21 protein-coding genes and 1 pseudogene are annotated in these 15011 nt (G+C 62.1%); 15 read left to right on the top strand and 7 right to left on the bottom strand.

Features of this window, described 5'->3' with window-relative positions; genetic code table 11:
• Nucleotides 1-12 precede the first annotated feature (12 nt).
• From DXY02_RS03065 to DXY02_RS03050, 4 genes are read left to right on the top strand one after another with little or no spacing between them, the layout of a single operon-like run.
• Nucleotides 13-1389 (top strand): hypothetical protein, encoded by a 1377-nt coding sequence (locus DXY02_RS03065; protein ID WP_371639899.1) that lies wholly within the window; start codon nucleotides 13-15, stop codon nucleotides 1387-1389.
• 3 nt (nucleotides 1390-1392) lie between these two features.
• Nucleotides 1393-1962 carry a 4'-phosphopantetheinyl transferase superfamily protein gene (locus DXY02_RS03060; protein WP_114987949.1) on the top strand — a complete coding sequence of 190 codons (570 nt, stop codon included), beginning with the start codon at nucleotides 1393-1395 and terminating at the stop codon, nucleotides 1960-1962.
• Nucleotides 1963-2002: 40 nt separating this feature from the next.
• Nucleotides 2003-2188, top strand: coding sequence for a hypothetical protein (locus DXY02_RS03055; protein WP_114987948.1), 186 nt, complete (start codon nucleotides 2003-2005; stop codon nucleotides 2186-2188).
• Nucleotides 2158-2487, top strand: a complete 330-nt coding sequence (locus tag DXY02_RS03050; RefSeq protein ID WP_371639885.1) for a hypothetical protein — start codon at nucleotides 2158-2160, stop codon at nucleotides 2485-2487. The genes DXY02_RS03055 and DXY02_RS03050 overlap by 31 nt, the downstream gene beginning before the upstream one ends.
• A 285-nt stretch (nucleotides 2488-2772) precedes the next feature.
• On the opposite strand, the gene DXY02_RS03045 is transcribed toward DXY02_RS03050, so the two are convergent.
• Complete coding sequence (locus tag DXY02_RS03045; RefSeq protein WP_114987947.1) at nucleotides 2773-3162, bottom strand: hypothetical protein; 390 nt, start codon at nucleotides 3160-3162, stop codon at nucleotides 2773-2775.
• Nucleotides 3162-3605 carry a hypothetical protein gene (locus tag DXY02_RS03040; RefSeq protein ID WP_114987946.1) on the bottom strand — a complete coding sequence of 148 codons (444 nt, stop codon included), beginning with the start codon at nucleotides 3603-3605 and terminating at the stop codon, nucleotides 3162-3164. The genes DXY02_RS03045 and DXY02_RS03040 overlap by 1 nt, the downstream gene beginning before the upstream one ends.
• 446 nt (nucleotides 3606-4051) lie before the next feature.
• On the opposite strand from DXY02_RS03040, the gene DXY02_RS03030 reads away from it, so the two are divergent.
• Together DXY02_RS03030 and dcd are read left to right on the top strand one after the other, a co-directional pair.
• Complete coding sequence (locus DXY02_RS03030; RefSeq protein ID WP_114987944.1) at nucleotides 4052-4252, top strand: hypothetical protein; 201 nt, start codon at nucleotides 4052-4054, stop codon at nucleotides 4250-4252.
• A 36-nt stretch (nucleotides 4253-4288) separates the two neighbouring features.
• The gene (dcd, locus tag DXY02_RS03025; protein ID WP_114987943.1) at nucleotides 4289-4813 is read left to right on the top strand and encodes a dCTP deaminase; all 525 of its coding nucleotides are present in this window, start codon (nucleotides 4289-4291) and stop codon (nucleotides 4811-4813) included.
• Between the two features lie 542 nt (nucleotides 4814-5355).
• Here dcd and DXY02_RS03020 read toward each other — a convergent pair.
• Both DXY02_RS03020 and DXY02_RS03015 read right to left on the bottom strand, forming a co-directional pair.
• Nucleotides 5356-5646 (bottom strand): 2Fe-2S iron-sulfur cluster-binding protein, encoded by a 291-nt coding sequence (locus DXY02_RS03020; protein ID WP_041435043.1) that lies wholly within the window; start codon nucleotides 5644-5646, stop codon nucleotides 5356-5358.
• 277 nt (nucleotides 5647-5923) lie between these two features.
• On the bottom strand, nucleotides 5924-6133 hold the full coding sequence (locus DXY02_RS03015) for a hypothetical protein (protein ID WP_114987942.1): 210 nt from the start codon (nucleotides 6131-6133) through the stop codon (nucleotides 5924-5926).
• Between the two features lie 83 nt (nucleotides 6134-6216).
• On the opposite strand from DXY02_RS03015, the gene DXY02_RS03010 reads away from it, so the two are divergent.
• Nucleotides 6217-6423, top strand: coding sequence for a hypothetical protein (locus tag DXY02_RS03010; RefSeq protein WP_114987941.1), 207 nt, complete (start codon nucleotides 6217-6219; stop codon nucleotides 6421-6423).
• Here the strand turns inward: DXY02_RS03010 and DXY02_RS12395 are convergent.
• Nucleotides 6420-6689 carry a hypothetical protein gene (locus tag DXY02_RS12395; RefSeq protein WP_244276127.1) on the bottom strand — a complete coding sequence of 90 codons (270 nt, stop codon included), beginning with the start codon at nucleotides 6687-6689 and terminating at the stop codon, nucleotides 6420-6422. The two genes, DXY02_RS03010 and DXY02_RS12395, sit on opposite strands and share 4 nt — an antisense overlap.
• 34 nt (nucleotides 6690-6723) lie before the next feature.
• Nucleotides 6724-7197, bottom strand: a complete 474-nt coding sequence (locus DXY02_RS03000) for a CBS domain-containing protein (protein WP_114987940.1) — start codon at nucleotides 7195-7197, stop codon at nucleotides 6724-6726.
• Between the two features lie 31 nt (nucleotides 7198-7228).
• Between DXY02_RS03000 and DXY02_RS02995 the strand changes: the two genes are divergently transcribed.
• The gene (locus DXY02_RS02995) at nucleotides 7229-7765 is read left to right on the top strand and encodes a CDP-alcohol phosphatidyltransferase family protein (RefSeq protein ID WP_114987939.1); all 537 of its coding nucleotides are present in this window, start codon (nucleotides 7229-7231) and stop codon (nucleotides 7763-7765) included.
• Here the strand turns inward: DXY02_RS02995 and DXY02_RS02990 are convergent.
• Nucleotides 7734-8654, bottom strand: coding sequence for an NAD-dependent epimerase/dehydratase family protein (locus tag DXY02_RS02990; RefSeq protein ID WP_114987938.1), 921 nt, complete (start codon nucleotides 8652-8654; stop codon nucleotides 7734-7736). The genes DXY02_RS02995 and DXY02_RS02990 overlap by 32 nt on opposite strands.
• Before the next feature lie 71 nt (nucleotides 8655-8725).
• Here DXY02_RS02990 and hisA point away from each other — a divergent pair, with 71 nt between their 5' ends.
• The 7 genes and pseudogenes from hisA (at nucleotide 8726) to ruvX (ending at nucleotide 15006) form a co-directional block, all read left to right on the top strand.
• Nucleotides 8726-9493 (top strand): 1-(5-phosphoribosyl)-5-[(5-phosphoribosylamino)methylideneamino]imidazole-4-carboxamide isomerase, encoded by a 768-nt coding sequence (gene hisA / locus DXY02_RS02985; RefSeq protein ID WP_114987937.1) that lies wholly within the window; start codon nucleotides 8726-8728, stop codon nucleotides 9491-9493.
• A 128-nt stretch (nucleotides 9494-9621) separates the two neighbouring features.
• Nucleotides 9622-9989, top strand: a pseudogene (locus DXY02_RS02980) (Fur family transcriptional regulator).
• 68 nt (nucleotides 9990-10057) lie between these two features.
• Complete coding sequence (locus DXY02_RS02975) at nucleotides 10058-11653, top strand: DUF3685 domain-containing protein (RefSeq protein ID WP_114988018.1); 1596 nt, start codon at nucleotides 10058-10060, stop codon at nucleotides 11651-11653.
• A gap of 15 nt (nucleotides 11654-11668) precedes the next feature.
• Nucleotides 11669-12235 (top strand): thylakoid membrane photosystem I accumulation factor, encoded by a 567-nt coding sequence (locus DXY02_RS02970; protein ID WP_114987936.1) that lies wholly within the window; start codon nucleotides 11669-11671, stop codon nucleotides 12233-12235.
• A gap of 64 nt (nucleotides 12236-12299) precedes the next feature.
• Nucleotides 12300-13460, top strand: a complete 1161-nt coding sequence (locus DXY02_RS02965; RefSeq protein ID WP_114987935.1) for a F420-0:Gamma-glutamyl ligase — start codon at nucleotides 12300-12302, stop codon at nucleotides 13458-13460.
• Nucleotides 13461-13498: 38 nt separating this feature from the next.
• A complete protein-coding gene (locus tag DXY02_RS02960) occupies nucleotides 13499-14530 on the top strand; it encodes a hypothetical protein (RefSeq protein ID WP_114987934.1) in 1032 nt (343 codons plus the stop codon).
• Nucleotides 14530-15006, top strand: a complete 477-nt coding sequence (gene ruvX / locus DXY02_RS02955) for a Holliday junction resolvase RuvX (RefSeq protein ID WP_114987933.1) — start codon at nucleotides 14530-14532, stop codon at nucleotides 15004-15006. The genes DXY02_RS02960 and ruvX overlap by 1 nt, the downstream gene beginning before the upstream one ends.
• Nucleotides 15007-15011 lie beyond the last annotated feature (5 nt).

Below are 15011 nucleotides of genomic sequence, written 5' to 3'. Positions count from 1 at the left end.
CTGTTGCTGGCGATGCCGTTTGTGGTGTTCGGCGGCCTCATCGCCTTGGCGCCTGTGGCTCCCGAGCGCTCCGAGCTGCAGGATCAAGCTGTTCGTTCGGCCCAGCGGCGCGGCCGGGATGCCAAGCCGTTCCGCTACATCCCCGACGATGAGGTCTACGCGTTGGATCTCGATCCACGGCGGGTGCGCTTCGGGCTGCTGGAGGGTTGGGATCGCGAGCAGGACGCCTACCAGGACAGCGCTGCCCTGGCCTACGTGTCCGGCCCGATGTACGAGCGCCATGTGGACGACGATGGCCGCGAGATCACGGTTCCCCTGGGGGATCTGAAATTCGGCAAGCAGGTTTGGCGCGGTCGTAACCGCTCGGCTTCACGCCAACGGGCCTTCGTCGGTATCCGCCACGACGGCAGCATTGATTTCGGCTACGGGGAGCTGACCGATGAGCGCAGCCGCACCTACGACACCTTCATCGGCGGCCTGCATAGCCTTTACAACGACATCGAGGCTCCGCCGGAGAGTTACAAGGGGGCCTACAGCATCAGCATGGGCCAGCGCATCCGTTACTACCTGCCGCGGATCCGCATGGTGATGGGCCTGCGTCAGAACGGCCAGATGGAGGTGCTGATGAGCCGTGATGGCCTCACCCTCGAGCAGACCAAAGACCTCTCCCGTCGCCGGGGCTATCTGGCGGCTTATATGCCCGACCATGCCTCGAAGAGTCGTTTGATCATCCCTGGGGTGAAGGGCTTCACCGAAGAAGACGCCAACTGGATCAGCGGCGGTGCCACCAGCTTTGTGCATGTGCCCTACCTGCTGCGGTTGAGCCCCCGCCAGATCCCCCTGCAAGGCAATCTGATCGCGGCGCTGACGCCCAAGCTGGCGCTGGATGAGGGTTGTGATGGCCCGCTCGACTGTGTGTCGTCTTTCGGCAATCACCTCGCTGATCGCGCTCTGGCGGGCTTGAACCGGGTGATGGAACAGGGCGTGGAACCTCTGGCCCGGATGATCTGGGGGCCCGCTGACAACCTCACCAGGCCGGGTTTGCCCGCGGATGCCGACGATCGCAGCGTCGATCTGGACCGTGCGCCCCTGAGGGAACCCCCGATCACGGCGGATCCTTTGGTGTTGCGCGAGCCGCCCGCTGTGATCCGGGAGCCGGAGCCGGCTGAACTCGGTTCCGATGAAAGCTCAGATGCCAGCTCCGATGACAGCTGGACAGAGCCGCAGCTGTTTGTGCCGTTGCCCCCCGATCTGCCGCCGCCGATTGTGCTCGATGAGCCGATGCTCAACCCCGCAGAGGTTCTGCTGGATGAGCCAGCCCCATCGGTGATGCCGCCGCCAGCTTTGCCGCCCCTGCCGCCGGTGCTCGTGCCGCCCGTTCAGGATTGAGCTTTGGACATCGTTTGGTCCTGGTGGTCGATCCCCAGCACGCAACGTCGGGTTTTGGTGGCCCATCTCGCTCAGCCCCCGTCGCGCGCTGAGCAGCGTGCCTTGAGCGACAGCCTCACCTGCCGGCTGTTCGCCGATGCAGGCCAGATGGTTGTTGCGGATGACATCGGCCGCACGATCTACGGCAGGCCGCAGCTGCGCGATTCCCCGCTGCACCACAGCATTTCCAACACCGGATCCCTCAGCATCGGCGTGGTGGGGCCAGATCCGATTGGCATTGATGTGGAAGCTCTGGACCGGCCGTTGCGTGTGGCATCTGACCTGCTAACGCGGCGCATGTTTGCCTCGGCCGCTGAAGCGACGGACTGCCTGAGCAATTGGACGCTGATTCAGGCCTGGACGGCGAAGGAGGCTGTGTTGAAGGCAGCGGGTTTGGGGCTTGGCGGCGGACTGGCGAATGTGACCATCGCTTCGGACGGGGCCGCGGCATGGCTGCATGGTTCGCGTTATTCCCTCCGCCTCTGGACCCAGGAGGGCTTCAGCGTTGCGGTCGCTGAGGGCATCCGTTGCTAGAGGAAGGGATGGAGCATCGAGCAACAGCGTGAGATCTCTTTTGCAGCAACGTCTCGCCAAGGCCAACAACTTTCAAAAGGCGTTGATCACGTCTCTGCTCGCCTGGGTGGCCCTGGGGGTGTGGAGCTATCTGATCGTCGTGCCGATCCTTGCGGCTGTGGCGTTCCTCTGGCTCGGGGTAACGGGCTGGCTGGTGTGGCGGATCTGGCGCAAACCCCTGGGCTGATCCAGGGAGTTGCGGTTCAGCAACTTAGAATTCCGGCTGGTTTTGGTTCGCGTTCGGTGGAATTCACGGTGGTGATTCTGAGTGAGCAGGTTGGCTCCTACCCAAAAATCAACTGGACGGAATGGAAAGATCGCAACCGCAAGCAGATGAAAAGTCAGGGTGATGTGTGGTCGATGGCAACACTGTCTGGAGCAACAATCTGGGATTGTTTGGACGACAACAAGATCGACCGGCTCCATCTTGTGCAGTGGAAACCTGCTGAAGACACAATGTATCAAGTGAGCCTGCCGCGCCGCTGAGATTGAACTAATAATCAACACTTCTTTGATATCAATTCAGTAGCAAAAAAAGCACCTGTTCGATTCGAGAAGGTGCTTTTTGATTGATGCTGAGGTTCAGTCTTTTCTCTTTAGAGCAGGAAGAGGAAGATCACCGTGAACATGGAACCCAGCAGGAAGATCGAGTCCTCCTTGCGGTTGATATCGAAGGGCTCGTGGGGCTCTGGGATCATGGGAAGAGCAGTCGAAGCCGTCAAGCTAAAGGACTCGGCTGTCCCTCGGCGGTCTGATCCTTTTTTAATCACGTCAATCCGTGAGCCGGGCTCCATTCCATTGCGCACTCGATAACACCTCTTGGAGTTGATCCACTGCAAGCTGTTTTGCATCATTCCAGTCGTGGTCTGAGAGTCCGATCAGGTATTCGTGCTGAATGCCTGAGCCTCTTTGCCTTGATGTGATGATCGAAACGTCGTCGTAGGTGATGGGGAATGGGTTGCCGGCTGGTGCTCCAAGGACGGCCTCTGAGGCGAACAAGAGAAAATCAAAAATCACGGGATTGAAATATTCTTCGCTTTCATTCAGGTCACCGCAAGCCAGCATTTGTTCTCTGGTTTGTGGTGTGTAGGTCACAAAGGAAAAGCAGCAGGGATCACCGGTGGCTTGCAGGTAGAGCCCTTTGAACCGATGGTTGCTCATCAATCAGCCTGCCGCCAAATGGAAGAGTTGGGATCCCAGACGGGTTTGGCGTAGGTGCCCTTCAGTTGACGTTGAGGCTGATCGATGCCCAGTTGGCTATGGCATTGGCTTGCAAACTCAATCGAGTTTTTGTGGAATTCCTTCCAGGGCACCAAGGTTTTGCCATTCCAAATCGGCGGTAAACCTGTTTCTTTGAGCAGCTGATCAAAGGCGTCAAAGTGCGCCTGGAGTTGCTCGTCCGTGAGCACCGCCTCTGGCCGCGGCACCCTTATCGCCTGTTTGAAGGGTGCGCTCTCCATGCAAGCTTCAAATCTTTGGGTGAGTTCCGCTTGATGGCTCAAGGCTTTCTCTTGGACCACTCCAAAGACAACGAGGCCAATCAGCAAGAAACTGATCCCGATAATTGCGCTGAGATGACCAGCCGGCTCTCTGGTGTTGTCCATTGGCTCGCTCCCCCCAGCAAAGCCTAAGAAGGCATTTCTTCTCCGCGGCCCACCACCGACGGGTTCACCCGAACAGACTGGAGCCCCTTGTTTTGCCTGCGGATGCGAGTGCTGCTCACGGCTCTCCTCTCACTCGCGTCTTGTGCGCTGGTGTTGGCGACTGGGGTGAAGAGCACCGAGGGTTTCACGACCCACGTCGGGTCGCGGCTGCCGCCAGCAGAGCTGGGTTGCGTCCAGTCAGGGCACGTTCAAACCGATGAGGGGCGCCGGCTCATGATTTTCAAGTGTCCGATTTGATCAGCCGTTGGCCGGCTTTGTCAGCTTGTAGAGGTTCAAGGCGAAGAGGGCCATGCCGAAGCTGCCGAAGGCGATGAGCAGGTCTTGGGTGGTGAAGGCCACGGCTCTCGTTACAAAACTTTGTTGACTAATGTAACGGAGGCGCAGGGATGCGTCGTCAAGTCGTTTCGAGGGGGCTGTGGGCGGTCCTCTTTTTTATGACCTACCCCTTTGATGCCATTAAGACAGATCTTGAAAAAGCCTTCCGGCTTCCCGATGCTCCACCGCTTGAGCATCCTCAGAAACAAGACGTTGCCGAGTTGAGCGAGTCAGAACGGTCGACGGTTCTGTTTGAGCACCCTGGCGTCTGAGGCGTCCATACTTTTGGCCCAGCAGGGGATCGACCCATGGCGGTGCTTGGGCGTCAGGCCATTCTTCAAGCGGTTGACGAGGGCCTGATTGCGATCACGCCATTCAATGCCGACCATGTTGGGCCTGCATCGGTGGATCTCACCCTCGGCTCCACGTTTCGGGTGTTCCGCAAGGTGCATGAGGTGATCGAGGTTCGCGATCACACCGACTACCGCGAATGCACCGACAAGTTGGAAGTCCCTGAGGGAGGCCACATCCTGATCATGCCGGGGGAGACCGTTCTGGGAATTACCCGCGAACGGATCAGACTTGGCTCAGGCCTTTGCGGTTGGCTTGAGGGCCGCAGTCGCTTTGCTCGCCTGGGGCTGATGGTGCACATCAGTGCACCGTTCATGGGGCCGGGGATCGACAGTCAGCAGGTGCTGGAAATGAGCAACTTCGGTCCGGCTCCGCTGGCGGTGGTGCCGGGCACGCTGATCTGTCAGTTCATCTTTCAGCGCATGGATGGTGAAGAGCACTATGCCGGCCGCTTCGCAGGGCAAAGCCAGAGCAGTTTTTAGGAGGGTTGTCTTTTGTGACCCTGATTACCTCCTTTGAGAGGAATTAAGTAACTCAACGTTGGTATCGAGCCGTTAACTCCCTGCACCGCAGCGGGTTTACATAACTCATCGGAGATGTACATCCTCCGCAATGTTTGCCCTTCCGATTCTCTTTAGGTTTGTCCTGTTGGCGTTCGTCGGAGCAACCGTTGCATCTGTGGCTAACTCCAAAAAAGACTTTGCCTTGCTCGCTGGTGTTTTCCTGTTGGGTCTCGGAGCCCTAGAAGCAGTCCTTGTTTTCTTTGGCGTCTAATCCTGGCGACGAGCCTTGCTTTGGCAAGCGAAGCCACGCCCTTGGAAGCTGGCTTCGCTGCTCCGTGAAGGTGCAAATCAACTGGAGAGTGATGGCGACATTGGCGACCTCTTGCTTGGTGAATTCAACCTGGGCCAAGCAGATGGTTGCGCACTTGAATGGATAGAACGGGTCAAAACAAGGGGAACAGTGTTGATTGTTCCCCGGTGGGAGTTTTCGGACTTGAATCTCGAAGATCGGCTTGGTCAACTCAGAGCTCTTCTTCGGCTTCTCCTTTGATCTGGCAATCACTTGTTGGGTAAGCCACGCAAAGCAGGGCAAAGCCTTTGGCGATTTGTTCGTCGTCAAGGAAGCTCTGATCCGATTGATCCAGAGAGCCACTCGAGAGCTTGCCTGCGCAGGTGGAGCAGGCACCAGCTCGGCATGAATAGGGCAGATCAGCACCCGCTTCCTCTGCAGCATCAAGGATGTACTGATCGTCGGCACAGGCAAAGCTGGAGGAGCCTTCCGATGTGGTGATCGTGATTTGATACGAAGCCATTGGTTCAATCAATGCATGCATCAATCAAAAATCCAATTGGATGCCTTCGCTGATGCATTCAAGGAAGACTTCGGGATCGATGTAGCAAGTCATACCGGATTGATTTTGATGTTCTTGATCACTGATTTTGCAGGTCAGATTGATTGCTGTTGAGGGTGTTTTGAGTCAACCGCTCAATTCAGAAAACCCCGGTTGCACTCAGGCAAATCAGGGTTGTGGCGAGCAGCACCCAGCCCACCAGCTGAAGCCATTGTGTGAATGGCGTTCCCATGGCTTGTCAGTCGAGTGGGTCGTCCCAAAGCGGTGGTTCATCAAATTCTTCCAACAGAGAGTTGGCTTCTAACTCCTTGCCAGCCAGCAGCAGTTGAATCACTTGATTCCAGATGAATCGAGTCAGCCGTTCTGCCTCCTTTCCCTGATGCCCGGTCTCGAACTTGATCGGAGGCACATCACCTGTGTCGTCGTGAAATCGTGAGATGAGCGACACAGGGCTGGGCGCATCAACTGCTCCGTCGTAACTCTCCCGGTTCGACGGTTGACGTATCAACTGACTCCGTTTGTTCGCACACGTTGAAAGCCAAACAAGGCCTCGCCATGGGCAACCCAACGGCGCATGCTCGAGCCATGCAAGCCAAAACATCGGAAGCCTTAGAGGTGCTCGAGGCTGTTGTTGTCACCGCCGGCCTGGTGGCGGGCAACCTCGTGTTGTTTTCGCCGTTGCGCGTGGACAACCGCGTGCCGCCTGCCCCGGCATCGCAAACGGCGGAACGCCCTTAGCGCTTGAACACGCCGTTGCAGTCGCCTGGAGCAGGTTTCACAAAGCAGTGCCCCTCAACAGACCAGTACCCCAGAGCTGGAAAAGTCAGGCCTTGGGCCCGGGCTTCGGCGTTAACGGTATCAACGCCTTGGGCCTGGATCAGCAAGTTGCCCTCGCCATCCGCCAAGTCCAGGAAATTCATTTCCTCGGTCTCGGCCGTGGGGTTGGCGTGGCCCTGCAGGGGAACAACCACCAGCACACAGGCCATGAGGAAGGAGCGCAGCATCGGCCTGGAAAGGGAGAACGAACGATCAGTTGAATCAGCCGTCTTGATGGGCGGCGAGGGCACGCACCACGTCTCCCCGGGTGATCACGCCGACGGGACATTGGTTGCCGTCCAGCACGAACAGGCGTTGCGTGCCCCGTTCATGCAGCTGGGATGCCGCCTTGGGCAGCGCTAACGCCGTATCGCAGCTGTGGGAGTCTTTGCGCATCAGATCGCTCACCTTGGTGCCGAGCACCTGGTGCACCTGCTTGTCCCAGTTCAAGGGATTGCGCAGGTAAATCACGCTGTCCAACAGCATCACGTAGGGCCCGGCATCTACACCGCTCTCCCGCACCATCAGATCCTGCTCCGTCAGCTCGCCGATCAGACGACCCTCTGCATTCACCACCGGCAAACCACTCACATGGTGGTCGCTGATCATCTGAACGGCCTGCTGCAACGGGGTGTCGGGCGTGACCGTCAGAACCGGCTGGGTCATCACATCAGCCACCGTCAGCTGCAGGACCATGATCAAGGTTCAGCTCCTCACATTCTGAGCGTTGTTTCTGTCTTTGCGTTCGATTGCCAACGGACTCACCGTGGCGCGAGCCGTTGCCGGTTTCCCGCTGATTCTTGCCCTGCAGTTCGGCTGGCAGGGCTGGGCCTGGTGGTTGCTGCTGCTGGCCGGGCTCAGTGATGCGGCCGATGGTGGGCTGGCCCGGCGTGCCGGGGGTGGCAGCAGCTGGGGCGCCCGCCTCGACCCCCTCACCGACAAAGTGCTGATCGCGGCACCGTTGCTCTGGCTGGCGTCGTCCGCTGTGCTGCCGCTTTGGGCGGTTTGGTTGTTGCTGGCCCGTGAATTGCTGATCTCGGGCTGGCGCTCCCAGGCCAGTGATGGCGGGCCGGCTTCGCTGTCGGGCAAAGCCAAGACGATCCTTCAGTTCCTCAGCCTGCTGCTGATGCTCTGGCCTACCGGCTGGATCGCTGCTGCCGGGCTTCAGAGCCTGGGCTGGTGGCTGTTCTGGCCCTCCCTCGCCCTGGCTCTGAGCTCAGCTCTGGGCTACATCACGCCCCGATCAGCGCCTCGTCAGAACTGAAGTCTGGCGCTGCGGTTGGGTTCAGGGCGTAGTCGTTGCTGTAGCTGTCGGCCAGGCCCTTGGCCAGGTCGAAGCTGGGTTGCCAGGCCAGTTCGCGTTCCACCCGGGTGATGTCGGTGAGGAAGTGATTGAGCCGCAGCGGGAAGGCCTTGCGGGCCTTGGGGTCCAGATCGCTGGGGTTGAAGCTGCGCAGCTCGAGGCCATCAGGATCGCGGCCGCAGGCCACGGCGGCGGCGCGGATCAGGCCACGGAAGCTGATGCCCTGCTTGCCAGAGCAGTTGTAGATGCGATTGGCGGCAGCATCCACCTCGATGCAACGGGCCATCGCCTCCGCCAGATCCTCCACATGGCCCAGTTGGGTGATCGTGCTGCCGTCACCGGGCAGCGGAATCGGGCGGTTGTGAACGATGCGATCGAAGAACCAGCGTTCCACCGGGTTGTAGTTGCCCGGGCCATAGATGTAGGTGGGCCGGAAGCTGGTGAAGGGAATGCCCTCCTTGCGCAGCCAGGTCTCGGTGTCGGCCTTGCCGGCGTGACGGCTCTGGGGATCGGTGGGGCTGGATTCATCCAGGGGCCACTGCTCCGAATCGGCGTACACCCCGGCTGAACTCACATAAACAAAGCGATGGCTGGGGGCCCCGGTGATGGCCACCACGCGGCTGCTGTCCTCTTGCTTGCGTCCGGAGCTGTCGACGATCACATCGAAGCTGCGGCCCTGCAGCGCGCTGAGGCCTTCATCGCTGCTGCGATCGCCACACAGGTGTTCCACGCCGGCGGGGACGGGGTTCTTGCCGCGGGTGAACAGGGTGAGTGCATGGCCCTGGGCCTGCAGGCGGGCCACCAGGGGCCGGCCCACGAAGCGGGTTCCCCCCATCACCAGGATCTTCATGCACTTGGGCCCGAAAAGCGCAGCTATTGAAGCGTGGCGCTGCAGGATGGAGGGTCTCTGGTCCGACCCCGATGGAGATCATTCCCGCCATTGATTTGCTCGATGGAGCCTGCGTCCGGCTTCACCAGGGGGATTACGACCAGGTGACCCGATTCAGTGAGGATCCTGTGGCGCAGGCCCTCAGCTGGCAGAGCCAGGGGGCAACCCGTTTGCACCTGGTGGATCTCGATGGCGCCAAACGTGGTGAGCCGATCAATGACGCAGCGGTGCGGGCCATCACCGCCGCCCTCGACATCCCTGTTCAGCTCGGTGGTGGTGTGCGCTCGCTCGAGCGCGCCGAAGAGTTGATCGCCTGTGGCCTGGATCGGGTCATCCTCGGCACGGTGGCGATTGAACAACCGGAGTTGGTTCAGGAGTTGGCCCAACGCCATCCCGGCCGCATCGTGGTGGGCATTGATGCCAACGATGGCCGGGTGGCCACCCGGGGCTGGATCGAGCAGAGCGATGTTCTGGCCACCGATCTGGCCAAGCAGTTCAGTGCCGCCGGCATCGCGGCGATCATCACCACCGACATTGCCACCGATGGCACCCTCGCCGGCCCCAACCTGGAGGCCCTGCGAACCATGGCGCAGTGCAGCGCCGTTCCGGTGATCGCCTCCGGTGGCATCGGCTGCATGGCCGACCTCCTCTCGCTCCTGCCCCTGGAGCCCCTTGGTGTGACGGGGGTGATCGTTGGCCGAGCCCTCTACGACGGCCGTGTCGACCTGGCGGAGGCCATCGCCGCGTTGGGCGAGGCAAGGCTTCAAGACGTCACCGCCGTGGCGGCAGACATCGCCTGAGCTGGCCTCGGGCCTTATGGTTGAAGCAGCAGGCACCTTCTGTGGTAATAGCAGCCGCTGGCAAGAGCAGCACGCCGTCCCCCGCGGGCAGCTTGCAGGAGGTGTTTGAGCAATGCCGGCGGCTGGGCATGCGCCTCAGCCGTCAGCGGCGCATGGTGCTCGACCTGCTCTGGAGCGAGAAGAGCCACCTCAGCGCCCGCGACATCTTTGAACAGCTGAATCTGAGGGGCCGCAGCATCGGCCATACCTCGGTGTATCAGAACCTCGAAGCCCTGCAGTCGGCTGGGGTAATCGAGTGTCTCGACCGCGCCAGTGGTCCCTCTACGGCTACCGCAGTGATCCCCACAGCCATCTCACCTGTCTGGACAGCGGTTCGATCGAAGACATCGACGTTGTTCTCCCCGACGACCTGTTGCGTCAGATCGAACAGCGCACCGGCTTTCGCATCGAGTCGTACACCCTGCAATTGAACGGCCGGCGCACCCTGGAGAACTGAGCAGAAGCTCGTTACCTTGAGCCCAACTGTTTCGGGTTTAACCCTTGGTCTCCCCTTCGCCGGTGCGGATGTTGCTGCTCGCTCCGGATCTGCTCGGGGAGTCGCTGGCGCTGAAACTCACCTCCGCCCGGGAGGATTGGGAGGTGGCGCTTCGCCCTGAGCGCCTGACGGGTGCCCCGGCTTTGGTGATCTGGTCGATCGACACCATGGCCTCATTGGCGTCGCTTCAGCAGGAGCTGTTCGCCCTGCAGGAGCGCTGGCAGCCCGCCCCGGTGCTGCTGTTGCTGCCCAGCGAATTACGCCTGTCGCGGGAACAGCTGCTGGAACTGCCGGCGGCCGGCCTGCTGCAGAACGTCGATGCCCAGGGCCTGCAGAACGCCATCGAAACCCTGCTGCAGGGCGGACGGGACATTCGTCTGGAGGCTGCGCCGGAGACGCCAAGCCAGCAGCAGACCATGGGCCTGGGGCAGTGGTTGCTGGTGAGTGGCCTGCAGCAGGTGAGCCGCGACCTGCAACGGGTGGAGGCCCTGCTCAATCCACCCCCGGAGCAGCCGTTGCTGTTCCTGCTGCTGCAGGGGCGCCGCCGTGAATTGCGCTTCGCCAAGGGCTTGCTGCTCTGGCTCTGGGGACCGCTGCAGATGGGCCTAGAGCATGCAGAACCCCTGGGCCCCTCAATGTCCAGCGATGGATCAGCCACCACCACGGCGATCAGCCTGTGCGAACGCAATGCCGTTGCCGTTTGGGATGCCATCCGCGACCGCATCGATGCATCAGTTCAGGCTGGATTGACCAATTCCACCGGCCGTTTGCTGGCGATTGAGGGTCTGCACCCGGATCGTCGCCAGGAGCTGCTGCTGGCCCTCTTGCAACAACTTGATCAGGTCCTTCAGCGCCTGCGCAGCCGCCAGGACGGCACGGCGATCGCTCAGGCCTGGGATGCGTTGCAGCCCGAGTTGCGCCAGCAGGCCCTCACCGCCCTGGCCGGCAGTTACGTCCAGATCCCCTGCGACGGCGAGCTGCAGCCGGTGGTGGCTTCGCTGCTCAGCCGTGCTGATCTCACCGGCGCCGACGGTGAGCTGCCCGATCCAACCGGAATGCTGGCACCGCTGGTGGCCGATCAACCGATGCTGGTGAACGGCCTGCTGCTGCCGGCCGATGACCCCAGGGCTTTCCTGCAACTGGAAACCCTGGTGAGCAATTGGCTGGTGAGGACCGCGGAACTGATTGGTGCTGAATTGCTCGATGCCTGTGGTGACTGGCCGGAGCTGCGCCGTTACCTGTTGCGGGACCCTCTCCTGGCCACCCGGGAACTCGACCGGCTCAGGAATCGCTTGAACACCCAGCTGCGCTGGGCGGATTGGGTGGAGCGCCCCATTCAGCTCTACGAAAGCCAGCGCACCCTGTTTCAGTTGCGCTCCGGTCGCATCGAGCCGCTGCTGCTGACGGAGCCCCGCGACAAGGAGCTCAATCAGCTGGGTTGGTGGCAGCGGCAGGTGGCCTTAGTCCTGGAGGCCCGGGATGCCCTCGCACCCCTGGTGCAGGCCCTTGTGCGCCGCATCGGCGACCTTGCCGTGATCCTGCTCACCCAGGTGCTGGGGCGCGCCATCGGTCTGGTGGGGCGGGGTATTGCCCAGGGCATGGGACGAAGCTTCGGCCGCGGTTAGGCCCCTGGGTCCACAATGGCGATCCGCTGCTTCGGCTTGATGCTTGCTTTGGTGCGCTGTCTGATCACCGTTTCGATCGCGCTGCTGCTCCATGTCGCACCAGCCGCCGCTGTTTTGAACAGCGATAGCTACGACGGCAACATCTATGCCCTCTACGCCGGCAATGGGTCGTTGGTTCCTCCCGCCAGCACCTTGGAGGAGTCCCTCGCTGAGGGACGCACAGCTGTGATCGTCTACTACCTGGACGACAGCGCTGTGAGCAAACGCTTCGCTCCGGTGGTGTCGGAACTGCAACGGCTTTGGGGCCGCAGCATCGATCTGCTTCCCCTCTCCACCGATCCTCTGCAGGGCCGTGAATCCCTGGGTGCGGGTGATCCAGCCACCTATTGGTCGGGAACCATTCCGCAGGTGGTGGTGATCGGCCCCGATGGCCGGGTTGTGCTCGACCAGAACGGTCAGGTTCCCCTGGCGGCGATCAACGACGCCATCAGCGCCTCCACCGGTCTTCCCGCTCCGGATCTGGGACGCATTGACCAGGAAGGCAGCTTCAACGAAGTGAACATCGAAGTCACCGCCAACTGAGACGCCCACCGCCATGGCGCCTACGCTGCCGGCCAGTTGTCCCGGTCGCTGAGCCGGATCCGCTGTGTCGCTGCTGCTTGCTCCGCTCGGCCTAGGACTTGCTGTGGCCTGGCTGGAGCTCCGCCATCGCCTCAGGCCCGCCTCACCGTTGCGGATGACCCCTCGCGACTGGCGGGTAGATGATCTGGGCGGGCGGCTTCGTGTCGAGGGTGTGCTGGAGATCAGCAACCCCCACCCCCGCATGGAGATTTTTGTACCGGAGCTGCGGGTCGAGCCCGTGCTGCTGGGGTCCTCTGATCCCGCCGGCCTGGAGGTGAAAACGCGGATCATTGCCGACCATCCCGACGAGGAGACCCGCGCAGACGGCTACTGGGCCGCTTACATCGTCAAAGGACGCAAAACCACGCGTGCCCGGGTCTCGATCGAGATCACCGGCCCGACCCCATCCGCTCGGGTCGACAGCCTCTGGGTGGATGCCCACTGGGTGAATTACGGACCCTTCGGTCGCCTGCAGCGCCGTCAGGGTGTGCTGGTTCCCTTGAGCCGTCCTGAACCCCTGCAGCCCGATCAAGCCCACTTCCGCCAGGGGGAAGGCTGCCGCGTCTTGCCGCTGCGCACCCACCTGCTCGGCCCCCTGGACGACGCCATCGACGTCCTGCGCACCTACGCCGCTGATCTGGTGCAGCCCGGCGACATCCTCACCATCGGCGAGACCCCCGTGGCTGTGATCCAGGGTCGCTACCGCCATCCCAGTGAGGTGGAACCCGGCATGGTGGCGCGCCTGGCCTGCCGTGTGTTTCACCCCACCAGCAGCCTGGCCACGGCCTGCGGGATACAGACCTTGATCGATCTGGTGGGGCCCACCCGGGTGCTGGTCGCCTGGCTGGGGGGTCTGCTGATGAAGCTGGTGGGCATCCCCGGTGGCTTCTATCGCCTCGCCGGAGACCAGGCTCGCTTGATCGACGACATCACCGGCACTACACCGCCCTATGACCAGACCATTGTTCTGGGGCCATCCCGGGCTGAGCAGTTCTGTCGTGATGCTTCTGCCGAACTCGGGGTCGACGTTGCCATCGTCGACGTCAACGACCTCGGCCGTGTGAAGGTGCTGGCCTCCAGCCCCGGCTGTGATGAGGGCTTGCTGGGCCGGGCCCTGCGTCCCAATCCTGCTGGCAATGCCAATGAGCGCACCCCCCTGGTGTTGGTGCGGCCAGGCCTGGAATGAGCGATACATTGTGAGCAGTTGGGGTTGGAGGGTGTCCGATGACAGAACCCAAGACCACCTCCATCCGCATTGAGCCCCTCAATCCGGCCCACCTTGCCCAGTGGGTTCAGGATGCGCCGATCGATCAGCTCTCACGGTTTCAGGGCTTTCTGATCGGTGAATGGCTCTCGAGAGTTGAGCAACGCTTTCCCGATCTGCTCCCCAGCCGTTCGCCCCGTTGCCTGATGGCCCTCGCGGGGGATCGCCCGGTGGCCAGTGTGGTGGCCCGGCCGTTCAACCGCCGCGGCAGCTGCTGGATCCTTCATCTGCCGGAGCTGCTGGGCCCGCTGGACGATCACAGCCACCGCACCATTCAGCAGTCACTACTGCAGCAGGCTCTGCAGTCCTGGACGGCCCAGATCTGCAGCTGGGTGATCCGCTGCCCGGCCACTGATGACGATGCCATTGCCCTGCTGCGGGAGCTGGGCTTTCAACCGCTTCGTCCGTATCAGTGCTGGTGTCCACCAGGGGCTGGGGTTGATCCAAATGGAACCGATCAGTTGCCAGGGGGTCTGCGCTGGGCGGCCTTGAACCGCCGCACCGCCCAGTTGCTCTGGCCGATCGAGCAGGGCGGCAGCCACAGCCACCTGCGTCAGATCACCGACCGCCATTGGCTGGATCTGCTGGACCGCAACGGCCCCGGCTGCGGCGTGCTGATGGCTGGAGATGCTGTGTTGGCGGGCTGCATCCGCCTTCCCGATGCGGGAGAGGCAGGGTTCCTGGAACTGATGCGCGACGTCGCCTGGGATCCCCGGCTGGATCAGGCCCTTCCCCAGGTTTTGAACGGGATCCTTCAGCGCGGCCGCCCCCGCGGGCTGCTGACGGCCTTTGACGATGCCCCCCTCAGCCAGATCCTGGAGGCGGAGGGCTGGACCCGCGGCGACGAGCAGCTGCTGCTCGGACGCAGCATGTGGCGACGTCAGTCACCCCAGCGCAACCTGCAGCTGACCCGCTCGCTCGATCAGGTGCTGGGCCGATTGCGGCCTCAGGGCACACCTTTGCCCACACCAAGCCTGGGTGATCGGCACTAATGCGGCCGCGTCCTTGTTCGATCCTCAGCCTCGATGTGGGCCGGCGGCGCATCGGCCTGGCCGGCTGCGATGCCCTGGGCATCAGCGTCACGCCCCTCGCTGCCCTGCGTCGTGGTCGCTTTGATGCGGATCTGGTCGTTCTGCGGGCCCACTGCCGTGAACGGTCGGTGCAGGGGCTTGTGGTGGGATTGCCTCTGGATTCCGCGGGCCAGCCCACGGCCCAGGCGGAGCATTGCCAGCGTTACGGCCTGCGCCTGGCTGCCGCCCTCGATCTGCCCCTGGCCTGGGTGAATGAACACAGCAGCACCTGGGCGGCCGGTGAACAGTTCGGACTGATGGGCGATCGCAGCGGACGTCTGGACAGTGCCGCCGCTGCCCTGCTGCTGGAGCAATGGCTGGCGGAGGGTCCGGAGCTCAAACCGGCCCAACAGAGTGCGTCAAGGTCGGGCACCGGGGCTGGCGATGGTGGATCCTGAGCCCA

Source organism: Synechococcus sp. N19 (assembly GCF_900474045.1).
Taxonomy (GTDB): Bacteria; Cyanobacteriota; Cyanobacteriia; order PCC-6307; family Cyanobiaceae; genus Parasynechococcus.
This window is presented reverse-complemented; position numbering and strand designations above follow the sequence as displayed.

What these genes read in the sequence shown, in the direction of transcription:
- DXY02_RS03065 (WP_371639899.1), top strand. Translation starts at nt 13, where the DNA reads ATGCCGTTTGTGGTGTTCGGCGGCCTCATCGCCTTGGCGCCTGTGGCT.
- DXY02_RS03045 (WP_114987947.1), bottom strand. Translation starts at nt 3,162, where the DNA reads ATGAGCAACCATCGGTTCAAAGGGCTCTACCTGCAAGCCACCGGTGAT.
- DXY02_RS03040 (WP_114987946.1), bottom strand. Translation starts at nt 3,605, where the DNA reads ATGGACAACACCAGAGAGCCGGCTGGTCATCTCAGCGCAATTATCGGG.
- DXY02_RS03030 (WP_114987944.1), top strand. Translation starts at nt 4,052, where the DNA reads ATGCGTCGTCAAGTCGTTTCGAGGGGGCTGTGGGCGGTCCTCTTTTTT.
- dcd (WP_114987943.1), top strand. Translation starts at nt 4,289, where the DNA reads ATGGCGGTGCTTGGGCGTCAGGCCATTCTTCAAGCGGTTGACGAGGGC.
- DXY02_RS03020 (WP_041435043.1), bottom strand. Translation starts at nt 5,646, where the DNA reads ATGGCTTCGTATCAAATCACGATCACCACATCGGAAGGCTCCTCCAGC.
- DXY02_RS12395 (WP_244276127.1), bottom strand. Translation starts at nt 6,689, where the DNA reads ATGCTGCGCTCCTTCCTCATGGCCTGTGTGCTGGTGGTTGTTCCCCTG.
- DXY02_RS03000 (WP_114987940.1), bottom strand. Translation starts at nt 7,197, where the DNA reads ATGGTCCTGCAGCTGACGGTGGCTGATGTGATGACCCAGCCGGTTCTG.
- DXY02_RS02990 (WP_114987938.1), bottom strand. Translation starts at nt 8,654, where the DNA reads ATGAAGATCCTGGTGATGGGGGGAACCCGCTTCGTGGGCCGGCCCCTG.
- hisA (WP_114987937.1), top strand. Translation starts at nt 8,726, where the DNA reads ATGGAGATCATTCCCGCCATTGATTTGCTCGATGGAGCCTGCGTCCGG.
- DXY02_RS02975 (WP_114988018.1), top strand. Translation starts at nt 10,058, where the DNA reads ATGTTGCTGCTCGCTCCGGATCTGCTCGGGGAGTCGCTGGCGCTGAAA.
- DXY02_RS02970 (WP_114987936.1), top strand. Translation starts at nt 11,669, where the DNA reads ATGGCGATCCGCTGCTTCGGCTTGATGCTTGCTTTGGTGCGCTGTCTG.
- DXY02_RS02960 (WP_114987934.1), top strand. Translation starts at nt 13,499, where the DNA reads ATGACAGAACCCAAGACCACCTCCATCCGCATTGAGCCCCTCAATCCG.
- ruvX (WP_114987933.1), top strand. Translation starts at nt 14,530, where the DNA reads ATGCGGCCGCGTCCTTGTTCGATCCTCAGCCTCGATGTGGGCCGGCGG.